The 18139-nt window shown below is 39.8% G+C and carries 16 protein-coding genes and 2 tRNA genes; 4 read left to right on the plus strand and 14 right to left on the minus strand.

Features of this window, described 5'->3' with window-relative positions; translation table 11 throughout:
* Positions 1-155: 155 nt before the first annotated feature.
* From KK487_RS08335 to KK487_RS08400, 14 genes are all read right to left on the minus strand, one after another.
* Positions 156-2477, minus strand: a complete 2322-nt coding sequence (locus KK487_RS08335) for an efflux RND transporter permease subunit (RefSeq protein WP_024603054.1) — start codon at positions 2475-2477, stop codon at positions 156-158.
* The gene (locus tag KK487_RS08340) at positions 2477-3472 is read right to left on the minus strand and encodes a WD40/YVTN/BNR-like repeat-containing protein (RefSeq protein WP_013465032.1); all 996 of its coding nucleotides are present in this window, start codon (positions 3470-3472) and stop codon (positions 2477-2479) included. The genes KK487_RS08335 and KK487_RS08340 overlap by 1 nt, the downstream gene beginning before the upstream one ends.
* Before the next feature lie 124 nt (positions 3473-3596).
* Positions 3597-4961, minus strand: a complete 1365-nt coding sequence (locus tag KK487_RS08345) for a DUF1329 domain-containing protein (protein WP_013465033.1) — start codon at positions 4959-4961, stop codon at positions 3597-3599.
* 13 nt (positions 4962-4974) lie between these two features.
* The gene (locus KK487_RS08350; protein WP_013465034.1) at positions 4975-7071 is read right to left on the minus strand and encodes a DUF1302 domain-containing protein; all 2097 of its coding nucleotides are present in this window, start codon (positions 7069-7071) and stop codon (positions 4975-4977) included.
* Between the two features lie 253 nt (positions 7072-7324).
* Positions 7325-7546 (minus strand): DUF2835 family protein, encoded by a 222-nt coding sequence (locus tag KK487_RS08355; RefSeq protein ID WP_016900377.1) that lies wholly within the window; start codon positions 7544-7546, stop codon positions 7325-7327.
* A gap of 3 nt (positions 7547-7549) precedes the next feature.
* Complete coding sequence (gene pepN / locus KK487_RS08360) at positions 7550-10144, minus strand: aminopeptidase N (RefSeq protein ID WP_013465036.1); 2595 nt, start codon at positions 10142-10144, stop codon at positions 7550-7552.
* 50 nt (positions 10145-10194) lie between these two features.
* Positions 10195-11679 carry a Na+/H+ antiporter NhaC gene (gene nhaC / locus KK487_RS08365; RefSeq protein WP_016900378.1) on the minus strand — a complete coding sequence of 495 codons (1485 nt, stop codon included), beginning with the start codon at positions 11677-11679 and terminating at the stop codon, positions 10195-10197.
* A gap of 157 nt (positions 11680-11836) precedes the next feature.
* Complete coding sequence (prc, locus tag KK487_RS08370) at positions 11837-13861, minus strand: carboxy terminal-processing peptidase (protein WP_016900379.1); 2025 nt, start codon at positions 13859-13861, stop codon at positions 11837-11839.
* Positions 13862-13888: 27 nt separating this feature from the next.
* A complete protein-coding gene (proQ, locus tag KK487_RS08375; protein WP_008112041.1) occupies positions 13889-14527 on the minus strand; it encodes an RNA chaperone ProQ in 639 nt (212 codons plus the stop codon).
* 16 nt (positions 14528-14543) lie between these two features.
* Positions 14544-14822 (minus strand): hypothetical protein, encoded by a 279-nt coding sequence (locus KK487_RS08380; RefSeq protein WP_008112039.1) that lies wholly within the window; start codon positions 14820-14822, stop codon positions 14544-14546.
* Positions 14822-15280, minus strand: coding sequence for a free L-methionine (R)-S-oxide reductase MsrC (gene msrC, locus KK487_RS08385; RefSeq protein WP_013465039.1), 459 nt, complete (start codon positions 15278-15280; stop codon positions 14822-14824). The genes KK487_RS08380 and msrC overlap by 1 nt, the downstream gene beginning before the upstream one ends.
* 128 nt (positions 15281-15408) lie before the next feature.
* A complete protein-coding gene (locus tag KK487_RS08390) occupies positions 15409-15789 on the minus strand; it encodes a hypothetical protein (RefSeq protein WP_008112036.1) in 381 nt (126 codons plus the stop codon).
* A gap of 174 nt (positions 15790-15963) precedes the next feature.
* Positions 15964-16054, minus strand: a tRNA-Ser gene (locus KK487_RS08395).
* A gap of 51 nt (positions 16055-16105) precedes the next feature.
* Positions 16106-16196 (minus strand) — tRNA-Ser (locus tag KK487_RS08400).
* Between the two features lie 252 nt (positions 16197-16448).
* On the opposite strand from KK487_RS08400, the gene KK487_RS08405 reads away from it, so the two are divergent.
* The 4 genes from KK487_RS08405 to KK487_RS08420 are packed head-to-tail and all read left to right on the plus strand — an operon-like array spanning position 16449 to position 18139.
* A complete protein-coding gene (locus KK487_RS08405) occupies positions 16449-17114 on the plus strand; it encodes a Bax inhibitor-1/YccA family protein (RefSeq protein ID WP_008112034.1) in 666 nt (221 codons plus the stop codon).
* A gap of 55 nt (positions 17115-17169) precedes the next feature.
* A complete protein-coding gene (gene tusD / locus KK487_RS08410; RefSeq protein WP_013465040.1) occupies positions 17170-17523 on the plus strand; it encodes a sulfurtransferase complex subunit TusD in 354 nt (117 codons plus the stop codon).
* Positions 17520-17876, plus strand: a complete 357-nt coding sequence (gene tusC / locus KK487_RS08415) for a sulfurtransferase complex subunit TusC (RefSeq protein WP_008112028.1) — start codon at positions 17520-17522, stop codon at positions 17874-17876. Before tusD ends, tusC begins: the two co-directional genes overlap by 4 nt.
* Complete coding sequence (locus tag KK487_RS08420) at positions 17873-18139, plus strand: DsrH/TusB family sulfur metabolism protein (RefSeq protein WP_016900381.1); 267 nt, start codon at positions 17873-17875, stop codon at positions 18137-18139. The genes tusC and KK487_RS08420 overlap by 4 nt, the downstream gene beginning before the upstream one ends.

Consider the following 18139-nt stretch of genomic DNA (forward strand, 5'->3'; position numbering starts at 1 on the left):
ATTAGCGTGGAGTCAGTTAAATTCTAACCCTTTTGAAACTAATAAACAGCCTTTTCGATGAAAACATTTTAAGCATTTCAGCTATTTGGTCATCTATTCACAAAATATAGATATAAATGGCCATTACTGGCCATTTTGGAGCAAATTTATTCACCTTATTTTTTCTGGTCAGTCCAGAGCAAGCTGCCAATTGCAGGTAAAAGTAACACTGCGCCCAACATATTTACTAAAAACATGAAGGTAAGCAGAATTCCCATATCAACTTGGAACTTCAAATCAGAAAAAATCCACGTACTTACACCAATCGCTAATGTAATACCGGTAAATAACACCGCACTACCACGTTCAACTAATGCATTACGATAAGCAATACTCAATGGTACGTTTTGTTTTAACTGCCCCATCATCGATGACAAAATATAAATACCGTAATCAACACCAATACCTACACCCAGAGCAATCACTGGTAACGTTGAAACAGTCAGACCAATCTCAAGCTGTACCATCAGTGCTTGTGCAAGGGTTGATACTATGTACAAGGGTAATACCACCGCAATTGTTGCTTTTACACTCTTAAAACTAAGTAAGCATAAAATAATAACCGCACCGTAAACATAGAGCATCATGGGTATTTGTGCTGCTGAAACAGATTCATTCGTTGCAGCCATAACACCAACTGGCCCTGATGCCAATTTGAAAGCAAGCTTGTCTGTGCCCTCTTCATCAGCAAATTGTTTTACTTTTGCAATCACGTTATCAATTGTTTGTGCTTTGTGATCGTCTAAAAAAATAATCACCGGCATTACCGAGCAATCACCGTTTAATAACCCTGTGCTTGTTTCCACACGTGACGTTGATTGCACTAAGCTGGCAGAATTGCGCGGCAAACTTTGCCACTTTAAATTGCCCTCGTTGTAACCGGCATTGACTGATTGTGCCACTGAACTTAAGCTCACTGCTGACTGCACACCTGCTAAGTTTTCAACTTTATATTGAAAACGCGATATACGTTCCATTACATCGTGCTCTGTACAGGCCGCAGGGTATGCTTCCACAATCACTTTTAAAATATCAGACGAAATGGTGTATTTGTCCGATATTAAAAAGGTATCTTGGTTGTAACGTGCATCTTGGTGCAACGATGGCGCACCTGCGTGTAAATCACCGATTCGCATTTTATCCGCTTGCCAATAGCCCAGTGCAAATAAAACCAGAGTGAAACCAATAATGATTTTTGCTGTTTTTGGGTCAGTTGCTTTAACTAATAAATCGCGCATTGCATCGAGTATATTCGGTTTGTTGGCATCACCCGATTGAATATGGATGCTGTTTTCAAAACGCATATACGATGCCCATACAGGCAATAAAATAAGATTAGTAAATATAATAACAGCCACCCCTAAACTTGCTGTAATAGCCAGTTCACGAATGATGCCGATATCTATAGTTAAAAGTGTTAAAAAGCCAACCGTATCTGATAACAACGCAATCCCACCTGGTACCAGCAAAGCTCTAAAGCTAGATTGACAACATACGGCGGTCGTTTTGCCCTCAGTGACTTTTTTACCAATGGCGTTGATCATCTGCACACCGTGACTTACGCCAATAGCGAAGACTAAAAATGGCACTAAGATAGACATAGGATCAAGACCGAAGCCTAAGCTAGAAAGCAATCCTAACTGCCAAATAACGGCAATAATAGAACACACAATCGGTAAAATAGTGAGTTTCAAGCTGCCACAAAATAGCCATACCATGACGAATGTAAACGCAATCGCGATGGCAAAAAATAAAACAACCCCTTTTGCACCTTCAGCGATATCGCCAGCCATTTTTGCAAAACCGATAATATGAATACTGATATTATCAGTACTTAAAGGTTCACGAATTTCGGTTTCTAATTTTTTTGCAAACGCGAGAGTGTCTAATTTTTCTTGTGTTTGCGGATCAGTCTCTAACAGTTGGGCGGTGACCATGGCACACGAATAATCGCTTGCTATCATACGACCAACTACTTTTGCCTTTTCAATATTTTCTTTTACAACGCCTAACCCTTGCTTGTCTGCTTTAAAGTTAGCTGGAATGATAGGGCCACCGGCAAAACCGTCTTCAACGACTTCAACAAAACGGGCACTGGGTGAAAAGATAGAATTTACTAAAGGACGATTTACCCCAGGAATAAAATAAAGCTGATCGTGCACTGCTTTTAATTGGGTAAAAAATTCAGGATTGAAAATATCTCCGCTGTCGTCACATACGGAAATTAAAATACTATTTGCACCACCAAACTGTTTCTCATGTTTAGTGTATACCTTCATGTATTCATGATTGAGCGGAATATTTTTATTAAATGACGCATCAAGTTGAATCTGTGTTGCTTTAAAAACCAATAAACAGGTGATCAACACAAAACTTATGAGCACCACTAAGCGGTGTCTAAAAATCGCTTTTTCTAAAAAATCTAAAATTGCTTGCATTAAGGGGTCAACTCCTTCACTTTAATGCCATTTTCTGTCGCCAGAATAAGTCTATCTTTAACAATTACACCATCAAGTATTGCCTTACCATCGGCCAATTGCTCGTATGACAACTCATCATCTTTTAGATGAAAAATAACACCGCTATTAGCCAGTAATAGCCATTGTTTATTGTTGTAGTTGATAATGCTATTAATAGTGGCGGTTTTGTCATTTTCTAAATGCTGCCATTGTCCACTGTCGGTTTTATTTACGAAAATATTACCGCGTAGCCCTGCGACGATTTGTTGCGATGAATCAGAAGCAAAACCAAAAAACGAGCCAGGGTAAATTTCATCTAAACGTTGCCAAGTTTGGCCATCGTCATCACTTTTTGCCATTAAGCCCATCTCACCGACCAGCATTAAACCCGTGCTAGTCGGTTCTATGCGGTTAAAATGTGGCAAAATAGACGAAGTTTCTATTTCATACCCTTCGGGATCGGTTTGTTTTAAATCGTTTAAGTACGCTCTATCTTCACTAAATAACAGTGAATCTAAAAAACGTTTTTGCCAATGTTCGCCGCCATCACTGGTTTGATAAAACATACCGTAGGCGCCCACGGCATAACCATGTAAATCGTCTTTAAAATAAATATCTAAACAGGGTTTATCAAGTGAGGGCTTTGCTTGTTGTAACTGCCAGTTTTCACCACCGTCGGTGGTATTTATAATTGTGGCGTCATGTCCACATGCCCAGCCGTGAGAATCATTAGTAAATTCAACCGCCGTTAGTAATACTTGTGTAGGCACTGATTGTGCTTGTTGCCAATTGTTACCATCAACACTTTTAATGACCGTACCGTGCTTACCCACAGCAATGAGCCCTGCTGAGGTTTGTGTGATATCGGTAAGGAGTGCTTTATCTGCATTAATCGCGCTAATCGCACTTAAAGGTGCGTCTTGTGCAAAACTCGCACCGCTTAGGATCAGGCTGGCATAAACCAAATACTTCATAAATTAAATTCGCCTTGAACTGAGGATTTGTTTGTCTGTTATAAAGAGGAAAACCTGTGCGTTAATAGACAAACGCGATGTGAAAGAAAAAAGGCACCTAGGAAACTAGGTGCCTGCTTTTATACTATCTGCCAGCGCGACGTAAAGCGCTCGATGTGAACTCATTATCATTAAATGACTGAGAAAAATCATACATCTTTTCTTGGTTATCTAAACCAATGGCTAAGTAGCGACGTGAGTTAAGGTCGTGGTAAACCTCAAGCGTACTCCACTGAGTCGGTACTTCGTAGTAGTTAAGGCCATAAGCCATTGCTACACGATACAGTTGGTCGCGATTATCGTAAATATCGGTAACATGTACTTGCCAGCTGTCTTCATCAATGTAGAACACACGTTTTTTATAAATATGGCGCGTGTCATCTTTTAAGTTTGCTTCAACAACCCACACACGGTGTTTTTCATAACGTGTATGCTCTGGGTTGATGTGGCCCGGCTTTAAAATATCATCATAGGTTAGCTTATCACTATGAAGCTTGTAGCTATTGTATGGGATGTAAAGCTCTTGCTTGCCTTTTAGCGTCCAGTTATAACGATTTGGTGAGCCGTTAAACATGTCAAAATCATCGGTAGTACGTAAGCTATCTGCTGCTGTACCCGGAGCATCATACGCTACATTAGGTGCACGACGAACACGACGCTGACCTGAATTATACGTCCACGCTTGACGTGGTGTTAATATTTGATCCATGGTTTCATGTACTAACAATGCCGTACCTGCCAAACGTGCTGGCTCTGTCACTTGCTGTTTAAACTTAAACAAAATATTAGAGTCTTGCAGCTCAGCAGGCGTTGCACTTGGATCAGAATATTTAACTAATAGTTGCTCATCAAAGCCAACATAGTTGTACGACCCCGATGCCGTTGGCGCTGCTTGACCACCAAAGCGCTCAATTGATTGACCACGATAGCGAAGTAAATGGTTCCAAATTGCTTCTAAACCCGTTTTAGGAATTGGAAATGGAATACCAATTGCTGTGTTCTTAATGCCGTTACCGCCTTCAACTAATTCAGCTGTAGTAGCAAATTTCTTTGTCGCATCGTATACAAACTGTGGGTATGATGCTGAACGACGTGTTTTGTAAATAGGCATTTTAAACGTATCTGGGTACGCTTCAAATAATGCTATTTGCCCAGGGCTTAAATTTTCTTTGTACTTATCAATATTGCTTTTATCTATAGTAAACAATACTTTATCGGTTGCATAAGGGTCTAAGTGGTGCATACCCGGTTCATAACCTGCTGGAGCAGCAGTAATACCGCCATTCCATGCTGGGATTGAGCCATCAGCATTCGCTGCTTTTTCCGCACCAATTGGGCTTAAGTCTTTACCAAGGCGCGCAGCCTCTTCTGGGCTAATTTTAGCCAGCGCTGCGTGGCTTGCAAACAAACTACAAAACGCTGTAGCAAGGAGGGTAGGTTTTTTAATCATAATAATGTTACCCCTAGATAGAATATTTTAAGTTAAAAGAAATGTAATCTCGGTCAGAGAAAGTGTTGGTGTCGCCACCACCCCAAAATGAGTTGTAACTTACATCCAAAGACCATGCATTTTGGTAATTAAAGCTCATAGTTGCACCTAATGACTTACGATCTTCAATGAATAAGAACATTGGATCTGGCGTGTTACCATTTACATCATGCGAGAACACAAAACGAGGTGAGAAGTTAATACCATTGTAAATATTAAAGTAATCACCTTTGGCAATTAAGCGATAACCCCAAGACGACGCCGTAGCAAACGATTTTTGCTCAGGTCCATTAGATAATGCCATATGTAGTGAAGAGTAATCTGAACTACCAGGGCCTTGCATGATACCGCTTCGACCAGTACCAGACACATTCAAGCGCATTTCATCGTATTCAGGCATATTGTTGATGCGAACACCACCAATTTCACCGACAACTGCCCAGCTATCAGCACCTAATGAAGGGCCGAATAAATGCGTTGCCGTAAACTGTAGCTGTGAAGTATTACGTTCAATGTAACCTTTAGCCAGCTCGCCTGGACCTACAACACTTGCAGCATCACCTTTACTCATTTGCGAAATACCCGCAAATTCAGGGCGTAAGCCGGCAATCGCTAATTGCTCAGGCATAGCTGCATAAAGTAATTCTACGTCATCGATTTGTAATGGTTCGTCTTCACGAAAAGTAAACTCACCAGCAAACGCTGTTTCACCAAGTGAAGTGTTAAAGCTTAAACCGTAAAGTTTAATATCTTCAGGGTATTCGTTTGTCGCTTTAGCAAATGCTTTTAAATCAGATACGTTATCAGAGGTAATTTCTGTGGTGGCAATCATCGCTAAATCTTGTTGTATTGATGCTTGCGTGAAATTAGATACGCGACCTGAAATAAGTGGACGACGGCTATGGTAATTTACATGGTAAAGTGCCACTTCTGTATCGTTCCACTCGGGTAAGAACATGCCTAAGCGTAAACCATATTGGCCGCCATCATCTGGCTCTGTTTTGCCATCGTAGCCTTTGCCTTTAAGGGCGACCTTGGTCGGGTACGCTAAGTACATATTTGCCAATAGCTCTTGGCCAGCTGAGCTTGATGGGTCAATACCTTGGCTTGCAGCCACTTGGCCATAAGTTGCCATCAGGTTATTCAAGTTATCTGTTAAAAACGCTAAGTCAATATCAGGATTTGAGGTAAAACCAAGCTGTACATTTTGTTGATAACCGTTTTCAGCCGCAAAATCATTGGTAGAAAAATAAGTCCCTGCTGCTGGTAAACGTGTTTCATGCCATTGGTATTGATAAAAGCCCTCTAAGGTCATGTTTTCTGTAAGCCCTAATGAGGCCCACAACATACCAACCGGAATAAACGCTTCTTTTAGTTCAGCACCTGGTGCTTTTAATCGGTCAATATCAACCGGGTTTACGTTAATACCATGAGAGATTAATGTACTTTCCCCCCAGTTAACCACTTGTTGACCAACTCGAATAGAAAGCGGGTTTTTGCCTTCATTTAAATCAAAGTTTGCCCACACATACGCATCAAGTAAACGAATGTCAGCACAGCTTTGCTCTTTAGTATCATCATCATCACACGGATCTACACCCTGACCTGATGTTGGATTAACGTAGGCACGATCGCCGTCCATTAATTCAAAATCATAAAAGTACATAAAACGAGTAAATAAGCCGTAGTTATCTTTACTTATTGATAGATCATGCGTGCCTTTTAATAGCTTTGAAAAAGTTTCGCCGCTATCAAAGTTTAAATCGCCTGCATCACCATTATTTGAGTAAGAGCCCGGTTGAGCCCAGACATCTTGAGATGAATAAATTGTATTGATTGCTGGGTTATAACCTGTCCAATCAAATGATGGGTTATTACTTTTACCAATGAGGTTAAAGTCACGGTCTTCTACGCGAATACTTTGCCCATAAGAAAAAGTAGAGTCGAAAGCGATATCAAAACCGCCTACCTCAAATGTTGCAGCCTGTGTCTGTGCTGCTGATAAACCGATAGCCGCAGCTGTTAAGCCGAGTACTATTTTATTTTTAACAAAAAGCGATCTTCTTATCATTTTGGTTCCCCCCTGTCGCGGGTATTTTTTGTGTGATCAAGTTATTGTTTTTAGTGTAATCGTAACGATAGAAGCGAATTAAACAAATTACAAATGGTCGCCTTCAATCAGTTATAAGTTTTTTATTTGTTTAACGTTTACGTATTGGTAAGACGTCATACCAGATAATTTATACACGTAAATTAACAATAGAACAAATCGAAATTAACAAAAAGGCAATATTTGTGTATATCTATATCACAAAAAACAACAGCTAGGCTACTCGTTCGAGACGGATGAACTTGTTTTCATTACTTAAAATAAGTCTAAACCGACCACGAATACCTAAACTAGACATGAAGGGCCGAAGATAATGCGCAGCAAAACGAATTGTTTTGCCGCTATCAGCTGTTACTTGAATTGAGCTATACCGGCCATGGTAATAATCCATGCACTCGTTATAGCTCAAATTTATATAAAAATAATGTTCTATCATGATTTATTGTAAAGCTTTTTCAACCTTTTCAAATAAATCATCGCTTAAACCTTCTAAATTCGAAAGGCGCTCTAATTGCGCTTTCATTGCAATTGCACGGGTTTCATCATAGCGGCGCCATGACATAAACGGCGTTAACATACGTGATGCATTTTGCGGGTTAATCGCATTAAGCTTAATTAATAAATCGCCAAGTAATGTATAACCTTGACCATCTAAGCGATGAAATTGTGCGGTATTAAAGTGCGAAAAACTTCCCACTAATGCACGAACTCGATTCGGATTTGAAAAATCAAAACATGGATGTGTATACAAGGCCTTAATTTTCTCAATGGCATCATCAGCGCTGTTCATTGCTTGTAAAGCAAACCATTTATCCATTACTAGCACATCATGGCGCCATTGGCTGTCAAAATGCGCAAGTAATTGATTTGATAATGGGTGCGCAGCTTTAACTACACTGCTCAAAGCACCAAGCACATTAGTCATATTTGTTGATGCTGCTGCCTGCTCAATTAAGCTTGCCGCCTTAGCACTGTCTGTTTTTGCTAAATAGTGCAAGCAAAGTTGTTTTAAAGCGCGAATAGCCACCGCTTTGGCACTCACACTACCATCATCGGTGATTGCCTGATAACAACTTAAAAACTCAGTATGTAGTTGTTTGGCAATTTGTTGTTCGAATAGCTCAATATTGGCAATAATGTCATCAACCGGAATAACGTCAAACTCCGCAGCTAAAGTATCAAAACTAGGCAGTTTTAAGAGTTCAGCAATCAGCGCTAAATCACCCTCTCGTTGCGATATTAGCACCCTAAGTGCATCAATAACGGCATCGCTTAGTGGTGTATTACTAGCTGAAATAACGTTTGCCTTGAGTGCATTAATAAACAATTGTTGTTGTGCATCCCAGCGTGAAAAGTCACTGCGTGCAAAACGCATAATATGTAATAAATCAGCTTCAGTGATCTGTTGATTCAAAATACACGGTGCTGAAAAATCTTCTAGCAATACGGCGGTTGGACTGTGTTCAATATTATCAAAATGAAATGTTTGTTTAGCTTGAGTAACATTTAATACGCTATCAACCTTTTTACCTTGGTATTGCAATGCAATACTTTGGCCTTGCTGATCTAAAAGTTCAATCGCAAAAGGAATATGTAACATCGCATTATCAGGCTGATTCAGGGGCGCAAGTTGCTCTATAGTGAGCGTGAAGATTTGTGCACTTTCATCATACGCTTTGGTAACGTTTAAACGTGGTGTCCCACACTGATTATACCAACGCTTAAATTGTGATAAATCAATTGATGATGCATCACTCATTGCCGTAACAAAATCATCGCAGGTAACCGCTTGGCCATCATGACGCTGAAAATACAGTGTCATGCCTTTTTGAAAATTTTCCTCACCCAACAATGTATGCATCATACGAATAACTTCAGCCCCTTTGTCATACACTGTAACGGTGTAAAAGTTATTCATTTCGATGACTTTTTCTGGGCGTATTGGGTGTGCCATTGGGCCGGCATCTTCGCTAAATTGATGAGTGCGCATCACTTTTACCGCGTCAATTCTATTTAGCGCACGAGAGCCTAAATCACTGCTAAACTCTTGATCTCTAAATACCGTTAAACCTTCTTTTAAAGACAGCTGAAACCAATCACGACAAGTTACACGATTTCCGGTCCAGTTATGAAAGTACTCGTGGCCAACTATAGACTCAATGGTGTGGTAATCTTTATCGGTTGCCGTTTCTTGATTTGCCAGCACACATTTGCTGTTGAAAATGTTTAACCCTTTATTTTCCATTGCTCCCATATTGAAGAAATCAACGGCAACAATCATATAAATATCAAGGTCATACTCTAAATTAAAACGTGACTCATCCCAAGCCATCGCTTTTTTAAGCGACGTCATAGCATGCTCTGTTTTAGGTAAGTTTCCTTTATCGACAAATAACGCTAGGGTGACATCCTTACCACTGCGGGTAGTGTATTTATCGTGTAAAACATCAAAGTCCCCTGCCACTAGAGCAAACAAATAACTCGGCTTTTTGAACGGATCTTGCCATTTTACAAAATGGCGTCCATCTTGCGTTTCACCACTGTCCACTTGGTTACCATTAGAGAGCAAATGCGGAAATGCCGTATCGGCAATAATAGTGACATCAAAAGTTGAAAGTACATCAGGACGATCCATGTAGTAGGTTATTTTTCTAAACCCTTGCGCTTCACATTGAGTACAATAAGCGCCTCCCGATAAGTACAATCCCTCAAGTGATGTGTTTGTTTGCGGTGAAGTTTGCGTCACTATGCTTAACTGACATTCATCAGGCAGATTATTAATGATTAATTGCTGATTTATAATTTTATAATCTGTGAGCTCTGCACCGTCAATCGATAAAGAGATCAAAGTTAAGTCAATGCCATCTAATACCAGGGGGGCATTTGAATCACCCACGCGTTTAAGCGTTAATAAAGCATTTACTTGAGTCGTTAATGGCTGTAAGTCGAAAGTAAGCTCAGTATGCTCGATTGAAAAATCGGGGGCTTTATAGTCTTTTAAATATTCTGCTTGAGGTTTTTGTAGTTCAGTCATGATCACTCCAAAAAAATAGCCCCTTTTAGTGATAAAAGGAGCTACTTAAATTAAGCCGTTTGCTTAGGCTTGATACGCAGTATCTTAATACCTAAGTAAGCATAAATAACGGCTAAGAAAGGATTTATAAGGTTGAAAAATGCATAAAGTGCATAATCAAACGGATTGATTAATAGGACACTTTGCATATACGCACCACAGGTATTCCATGGTATGAGCGGGCTGGTAATTGTGCCACCATCTTCTAGTGTGCGTGACAAATTAACCGGCTTTAACCCGCGCTTTTTATATTCTTCTTTAAACATACGCCCGGGTACAACAATAGCAATATACTGATCGGCTGCGATAATATTGGTACCAATACAGGTAGCAATAGTTGAAGCAATTAATGAACCGGTACTTTTTGCGATTTTAAGAATACTTTTAACAAATATATCAAGTAGACCCGTTTTTTCCATAATCGCACCAAACATAAGTGCCGTCATGATCAACCATGTGGTTGTTAGCATGCCTGACATGCCACCGCCACTGAGCAAAGAGTCCATTTTTTCATCACCGGTACTAATAGTAAAACCGTCAAAAAAGGTGGTCCAAACCAGTTTAAAGTAACCAACAAACTCACCTTGAGTCATATCTATTTGGTTAGCAATCAAATCAGATTGAAATAACAATGCCCATACAGCCCCTATTACAGCACCAATAGAAATAGCCGGAAACGCTGGCATTTTTCTTATTGCTAAAACTAGTAACACGATTAAAGGCACCAACATTTCTAAACCAATATTAAAGTTTTGTTGAAGAATTGATGTTATTTCATCAATTTGACCCGACTCGCCTGCCGCGGTGGCATTGAACCCCATAAATACAAAAATGATTAATGCAATCACAAAGCTTGGAACAGTTGTCCATAACATATGGTGAATGTGTTCAAATAAATCAGCACCAGCAACAGCCGGTGCTAAATTGGTTGTTTCTGACAATGGGCTAAGCTTGTCGCCAAAGTAAGCGCCTGATATAACTGCACCGGCGGTAACTGTCGGCTCTAGGCCAAGTCCAGAAGCAACGCCAAGTAATGCGACACCTATGGTCGCTGCCGTGGTCCACGAACTACCAATACTCATTGCTACAATGCCACAAATTAAACAACTCGCGGCGTAAAACCAGCTAGGGTTGATAATTTGTAAGCCGTAATAAATTAAGGTCGGAACCGTTCCTGATAATAACCAAGTTCCGATAAGTGCCCCCACCATGAGTAAAATTAAAATAGCGCTAAGAGATAAGGTAATTCCCTCAATCATTGCATCTTCTAATTTTTTCCATGTGTAGCCATTTTTTAAACCAATCAGTGCTGCAGCAAAAGTTGCAAACAGTAATGCAATTTGATTCGGGCCTGATGATGAATCATCGCCAAATAAGTACACGGCGGCACCTAACAAACAAATTAATACAGCAATTGGAATGAGTGCATCAAAAAGTGTGGCACTTTTAAGTGGTTTTTCTTCAATGGGCTTCAAAATATAGACTCCTACACACATTCGATGCATGTTGATTATTTTTATTAGCACGTACGCGCATTTATTGAGCAGTGTTGATCTAGCTCAACTTTTGGTAATCCGCGATTATAACAATTTAGCAAATTATCGATAGTAAAAAAGGCGCCTAAGCGCCTTTTTTTAACTAGCAAAGCCTTAATTAGCGCTTAGCCATACGACCGTATCTAATATAATCTTGCGTTATTAGTGCCGCTTCTTCAAGGAATGGGTCGAGCTTTTCAATCACCTCTGGTACATCGTCAAGGTTTTCTACTGGCTCTTTACCTAAACGTTTTAAACGCTCGTTAGTACGAGCTAATGCACGTGCCTCATTTTCTTCTTTTTCTTTAATACGTTTTTTCTCAACTAAAGAAATAGTTTTACGATCTTTTTCTTCGTTGTAACGGGTAATATCTTCAAACACATAATTAAATTCAGGCTCTGTTTTAATTCGCTCATCATGTTGTTTTTCAAGATGACTGATGACCGGATCTAAACGCCCTATTTGTTTATACTGTGCTTTTACTATGCTATCCCATGGCAATGCATTGTCTTGTTTGCTTTCGCCCCACTCAGCTGGGTCAATGGCAGATGGGAACGTAATATCTGGGATCACACCTTTATGCTGCGTACTGCCGCCGTTAATACGGTAAAACTTAGCAATGGTGTATTGCACACTGCCTAGCGGGTTATCGTATAAATCATAAGCGCGTGCGAGGCCTTTATGCTGCTGCACAGTGCCTTTACCAAAGGTTTGTTCACCTATGATAACTGCGCGGCCATAGTCTTGCATTGCCGCTGCAAATATTTCAGATGCAGACGCGCTGTATCTATCAACAAGTACCGTCAGTGGGCCATCGTAATAGGTAATGCCATCACGGTCTTTTTGCTCTTCAATGCGATTATTTAATGTATGAATTTGTACCACTGGGCCTTGATCAAAAAACAAGCCTGACAATTGCGTCGCTTCATATAGCGAACCACCGCCATTTTGACGTAGGTCTATAATAATACCGTCAACTTTTTGCTCTTTTAATTTAGCAAGTTCTACTTTTACATCTTTAGAAAGGTTGTTGTAAAAGCCAGGGATTTCGATTACCCCTATTTTACTAGTCAGATCTGAATAGCTGGCTTCAAATACTTCTGATTTTGCTGCTCGGTCTTCCAGACGAATTTTATCACGGGTTATCTCAACTACCTTTGGCGTACCGTGAGCATCTGCACCCTTTAAATATTGTAAACGTACTTTAGTGCCTTTAGGGCCTTTTATAAGATCAACCACGTCATCTAAACGCCAACCAATAACATCAACAAACTCTTCGCCCTCTTGAGCCACACCAATAATGCGATCATCGGCTTTAATCTGCTCAGATTTGTCTGCAGGGCCTCCTGGAACTAGACTACGAATAACTGTGTAGTCTTCATCGGGCGTTAATACTGCGCCAATCCCCTCAAGCTCTAAGTCCATGTCCATTTTAAATTGTTCAGCACGACGAGGTGACAAGTATGAAGTATGCGCTTCAATACTGCGTGCTAGCGAGTTCATTACAATTTGAAATGCGTCTTCAGATTTTGACTGAACAAGGCGTTTTTCTGCGTTTTTATAGCGCTTAGTCAACACCTCTTTAATGCCTGGCCAATCTTTGCCAGTCATTTTTAAACGCAGTGCATCATATTTTACCCGTTCGCGCCAAATTTCATCAAGCTCAGCTTGGGTAGTTGCCCACGGCGCATCTTCGCGGTCATAAAAATATTCATCTTCTTCGTCAAACGTCATTTCGTTTTCAAGTAGCGACAGTGAAAATTCATAACGTTCAAAACGACGTTTAAGGCTTAAGTTGAAAATATCAAACGTAAACCCTAACTGGCCGCTAAGAAGCGCGTTATCAAAACGGTTACGATATTGCTCAAATGAGTCTACATCGCTTTTTAAAAACACGCTTTTATTAAAATCAAGGGATTCGATGTAACGATCAAATACTTTACTCGAAAGCTCATCGTTAAATCGAACGGGTGTGTAATGTGAACGAGTAAATAGATTAGCCACTCGTTTGCTGGCTGTACCGTGCTGACTTTCTTGTTTTAACAAGGGTAAGTCTTCTAATGTTACCGGCTCTACTGCAGCAAATAACGAACCTGAAAACAGCGCAGCAACTAACGGAATGAGCGTAAACTTTTTACTCATACACAACTCCTTAATTTTTTTCGCAACTTAAATAATGTATAAGCTGTCGGCTTTGGTTTTTACTTGCATACCTGTCACTAATTCAACGTGAACATCGTCTTTGTTTACTTCAGTGATTACTGCATTAACAAGTGCTTGGCCAAGTTTAACTTTAACCTTGTTATTAACCTTGACCTCGCCTGCAGGTAAAGGTTCAACTTTTCCTGAACGCTTAGGCGCAGCGGCTTTGGCAGGTTTTGCTGCAGCTGATGGATTTTTAGCTGAATGCGCTGGCTTCTTCTTAAAAGATTTTGCATCTGAGTCTTGACGTGGGCGTTGCTGCTTTTTGCGCTTTGCCATTTTAGCACGGCTTTCTTCCAACGCTTTTTGTGCGTGGTCGATATGCTCTTGCTCAACTTTCTCGCCTTGATTTCCGTCAAGATCAATACGGAACTCAGATTTAGTAACCGCTTCAAGATAGCGCCAGTTAGATGTGTATTTTCTAAGTGCTTGGCGTACTTGTGTTTTACTAACTTTTTCAGACCCTTCAATACGCTCAGCGATATCTTTAAAGATACCTACTTTAAGCGGCTGAATGCCTTCTTTTTGTTTAAAACATTGTGGAAATTCTTGGTATAAGAACTCCAATACTTCATTAATATCTTTTAGCTTGTTTGTGGTTTCCATTTTAGAACCTATTTAATCACATCTTTTCATCAAGGGCAGAATCAACATAGTGGATGCTCCAATCAACTAACTCTTCAAAGTCAGTTTCAATCACAGCCATATCACCACGTAAATGTTCCCAAATACCATTTATAATTTCATCAATTGAATCACAGTCTAAATCATCAGGTAGACGATCCCAGGCCATGTGAATCAAATCATTGAGCGTTTCCGCTACATGTTCTTCTTCACCTTCCCAATCACCTACATCTTGAACGGCGAATAGGTAATCTTGAACATTTAGCAAATCTTTCATTACAGGCTAGCCTCTAAGCATTTTACAAGTGCTTCAAGCCCTGCTTGGTCATCAGTATCAAATCGGCCAATACTTGGGCTATCTATATCAAGTACCGCAAATACATGGCCGTTTTTCATGATAGGTACAACTATCTCAGAATTTGACGCCGCATCACAGGCTATATGACCGTCAAACGCATGCACATCTGAAATTAACTGGGTTTGCTCGGTTGCCGCAGCAGTGCCACATACCCCTTTCCCTACCGGAATACGAATACAAGCTGGATTGCCTTGAAATGGACCAAGTACCAATTCTGTCGGTGAATCCATAAAATAAAAGCCCGCCCAATTCACATCTTCTAAAGAAGTAAATAACAGCGCGCTAATATTTGCCATATTGGCAATTATGTTTGATTCACCGCCTATCAGCGATTCAGTTTGCTTAACTAATGACTGGTAAAAATCGTGCTTTTGCATACCAAACTACTTCTTATTAAACATACAGTAGCTAAAGGTACTCTTTGTCACTAAAAATTGAAACCTTTTGCGGGTAAAAAAAAGGAAATTACATGGTTTTACGACACACTTGATTAAATATTCTGCAATTAGCTTTGTACCGATTTACGCAAGCCAAATAAAAACAGTCCTGCAGCAAATCCCGACATCACACTATTGATTAAAAATATCTCGCCAGTAGTCGCACTAAGCAGATAGCTAAAAATAGCGCCACCCAGTAAGCCAAGAGTTAATACCCCAGAATAATTCACCTTAGAATACTTAAACATAAGTAAGTAGCCTGGCACCACAAACGCAGCCATTGTTAACCCTACTATGTGGGCATTAGCAATGGCCGTCATCAATAGTCCTAAAAAGATAGACACCGCGTCACCACGCATAGTCAATGCGTAATATATTCCTAGCATACTGCCGATAATAACAGGAGATAATAATGAAAGTGCGACGCTTTTAGCAAGTTGATGTTTCATAGTAAGAACCTTAAATACACAAGCATAAATCTTATTTCTTAGCATGCCCTAAGAGCTGTAGCTTATAAATAGAGACTATGGTCGTATTTTTTAACTAAATATACTTGGTTTTGAGGTTAGGTATAGCGAAAATTAGACACAAAAAAGCCCGCTAATAAGCGGGCTTTAATATAATGGTGGAGAGATAGGGATTTGAACCCTAGAGGGGCTATAAACCCCTGCCGGTTTTCAAGACCGGTGCATTCGACCACTCTGCCATCTCTCCGAAAGTGCATAAACTACAAGTAAGCGTGTACTCATAGTTATTTTAATAAGGTGGTGGAGAGATAGGGATTTGAACCCTAGAGGGGCTATAAACCCCTGCCGGTTTTCAAGACCGGTGCATTCGACCACTCTGCCATCTCTCCGCACGGCCTGAATAATAGGGAAACCCATGGGCTTTGTGAAGCTTTTTTTTCAATTATTTGTTCAAGTGATTAAAAAACAACTAATTTGTTTAAACATAAAGCAAAAAGATCGATTCCTATACGCCGAGTGAACTTTTATTTAAATTTAATTGTCTATTGATCTACAAAGGTTTGCCCAAACATATAAGAGTTGGTAATCTAATTTTAGTTAAATTACAGGAACTACTTAGTTTCACTTACAGGAGCTCTACAATGGCATTTAATCAATCGTACAATACTGCAAAGCCGGTAATGTCGACCATTGAAACAAACAAAGTGCTTAAAAACACTTATTTTCTACTTGCAATGACACTTGCATTTAGTGCCGTCACCGCCGGCATTTCAATGGCACTGCAATTACCTTATTTCATGGGACTAGTGTTCACTCTGGTTTCGTTTGGCCTTCTTTTTGTTGTAAACAAAAAAGCCGACACAGCATCTGGTGTATTTTGGGTGTTTGCGTTTACAGGATTAATGGGCGCTGGTTTAGGCCCACTCCTTAATCACTATGCACAATTACCTAATGGCCCTATGCTAATTATGCAAGCGCTAGGTTCTACGGCGTTAATCTTCTTTGGTTTATCTGCTTATGCACTTAACACTAAAAAAGATTTCTCGTTTATGGGTGGTTTTTTAACTGTGGGCTTAATTGTGGTTATCGTGGCAAGTATTGTAAATATTTTCCTAGGTAGCTCTTTAATGTTTATGGTACTAAACGCAGCTGTGGTACTAATCATGTCTGGCCTAATTTTGTTCGATACGAGCAGAATCATTAATGGCGGCGAAACGAATTATATCCGCGCAACGGTTTCTTTATACCTGAGCGTTTATAACTTATTTACGTCTTTACTTGCGTTACTTGGCGCAAATAATGACTAATTAAATAGTTCTGTTAAAATAGCCCCTTTATTGGGGCTTTTTTATTGGAATAGTTTTGGCACGCTTTGTACTTTCTTTACATACTCCACCATCGGATCACGATACCACACAGCGTATTGTTAAATTTGCTCACGCCTGTTTAGCACAAGGGCATACTATTGATGCAATATTTTTATACCAAGATGGTATCTATCATGCTTCTACTCATTTTGAGCTTGCCTCTGATGAGTTAAATTTATCCTCTCTTTGGCAACAGCTAGCCGACAAAAATATTAGTTTAATGCTGTGCGTTACCGCAGCTGAAAAGCGTGGCTTAGATATGCAAAATACTGGTGTATTTGCTGTCGCAGGCCTCGCTGAATTTGCTATGTTAGCCAGTGAAGCAGATAAATGGATACAATTTAAATGATTAATGTACTCGTTATTAGTCAATCAAGCCCATTTGATGACATGCATATTCGCGATGCACTCGATATGACGCTTATTTTTGCCGCAGTTGATCAAAATATAAGTTGGTTGTTTAGCGGTCCTGCGGTGCTAGCTCTTAAAAAAAATCAAAGCCCGAATAGTTTGGGGCTTAAAGATTTTTTTAAAAATATTAAAACCCTAGAAATATATGATGTTGACAATATCTACGTGTGTGAGAAGTCACTCATTGACTACGGTTTAAGTAAAAATGAGCTACTTATTGAAGTAAAAACCGTTAACTTTAATGCCCAAAAACAGTTAATTCAAAATCAGCAGCACGTGGTAACGCTATGAGCACTTTACATATATTTTCAAAACCGCTGAATTACTACAGTGCAAACAGTCTCGATAATCTGATTATGCTAACAGACTCGGTTTTATTAGTGGGTGATGCCTGTTTTGCTAAAGGGCAATACAGACAATTTGCCGATTCGCTTTATATTTTAAAGGACGATGCAGCGGCGCGTGGTATCTCTTTAAATTTGAATGATAAAGCGATTAGCTATGATGAGTTCGTTACGCTTAGCTTATCAACTAAACAATCAATTACTTGGTGA

This window comes from Pseudoalteromonas sp. SiA1 (assembly GCF_018732205.1).
Lineage (GTDB): Bacteria > Pseudomonadota > Gammaproteobacteria > Enterobacterales > Alteromonadaceae > Pseudoalteromonas > Pseudoalteromonas tetraodonis.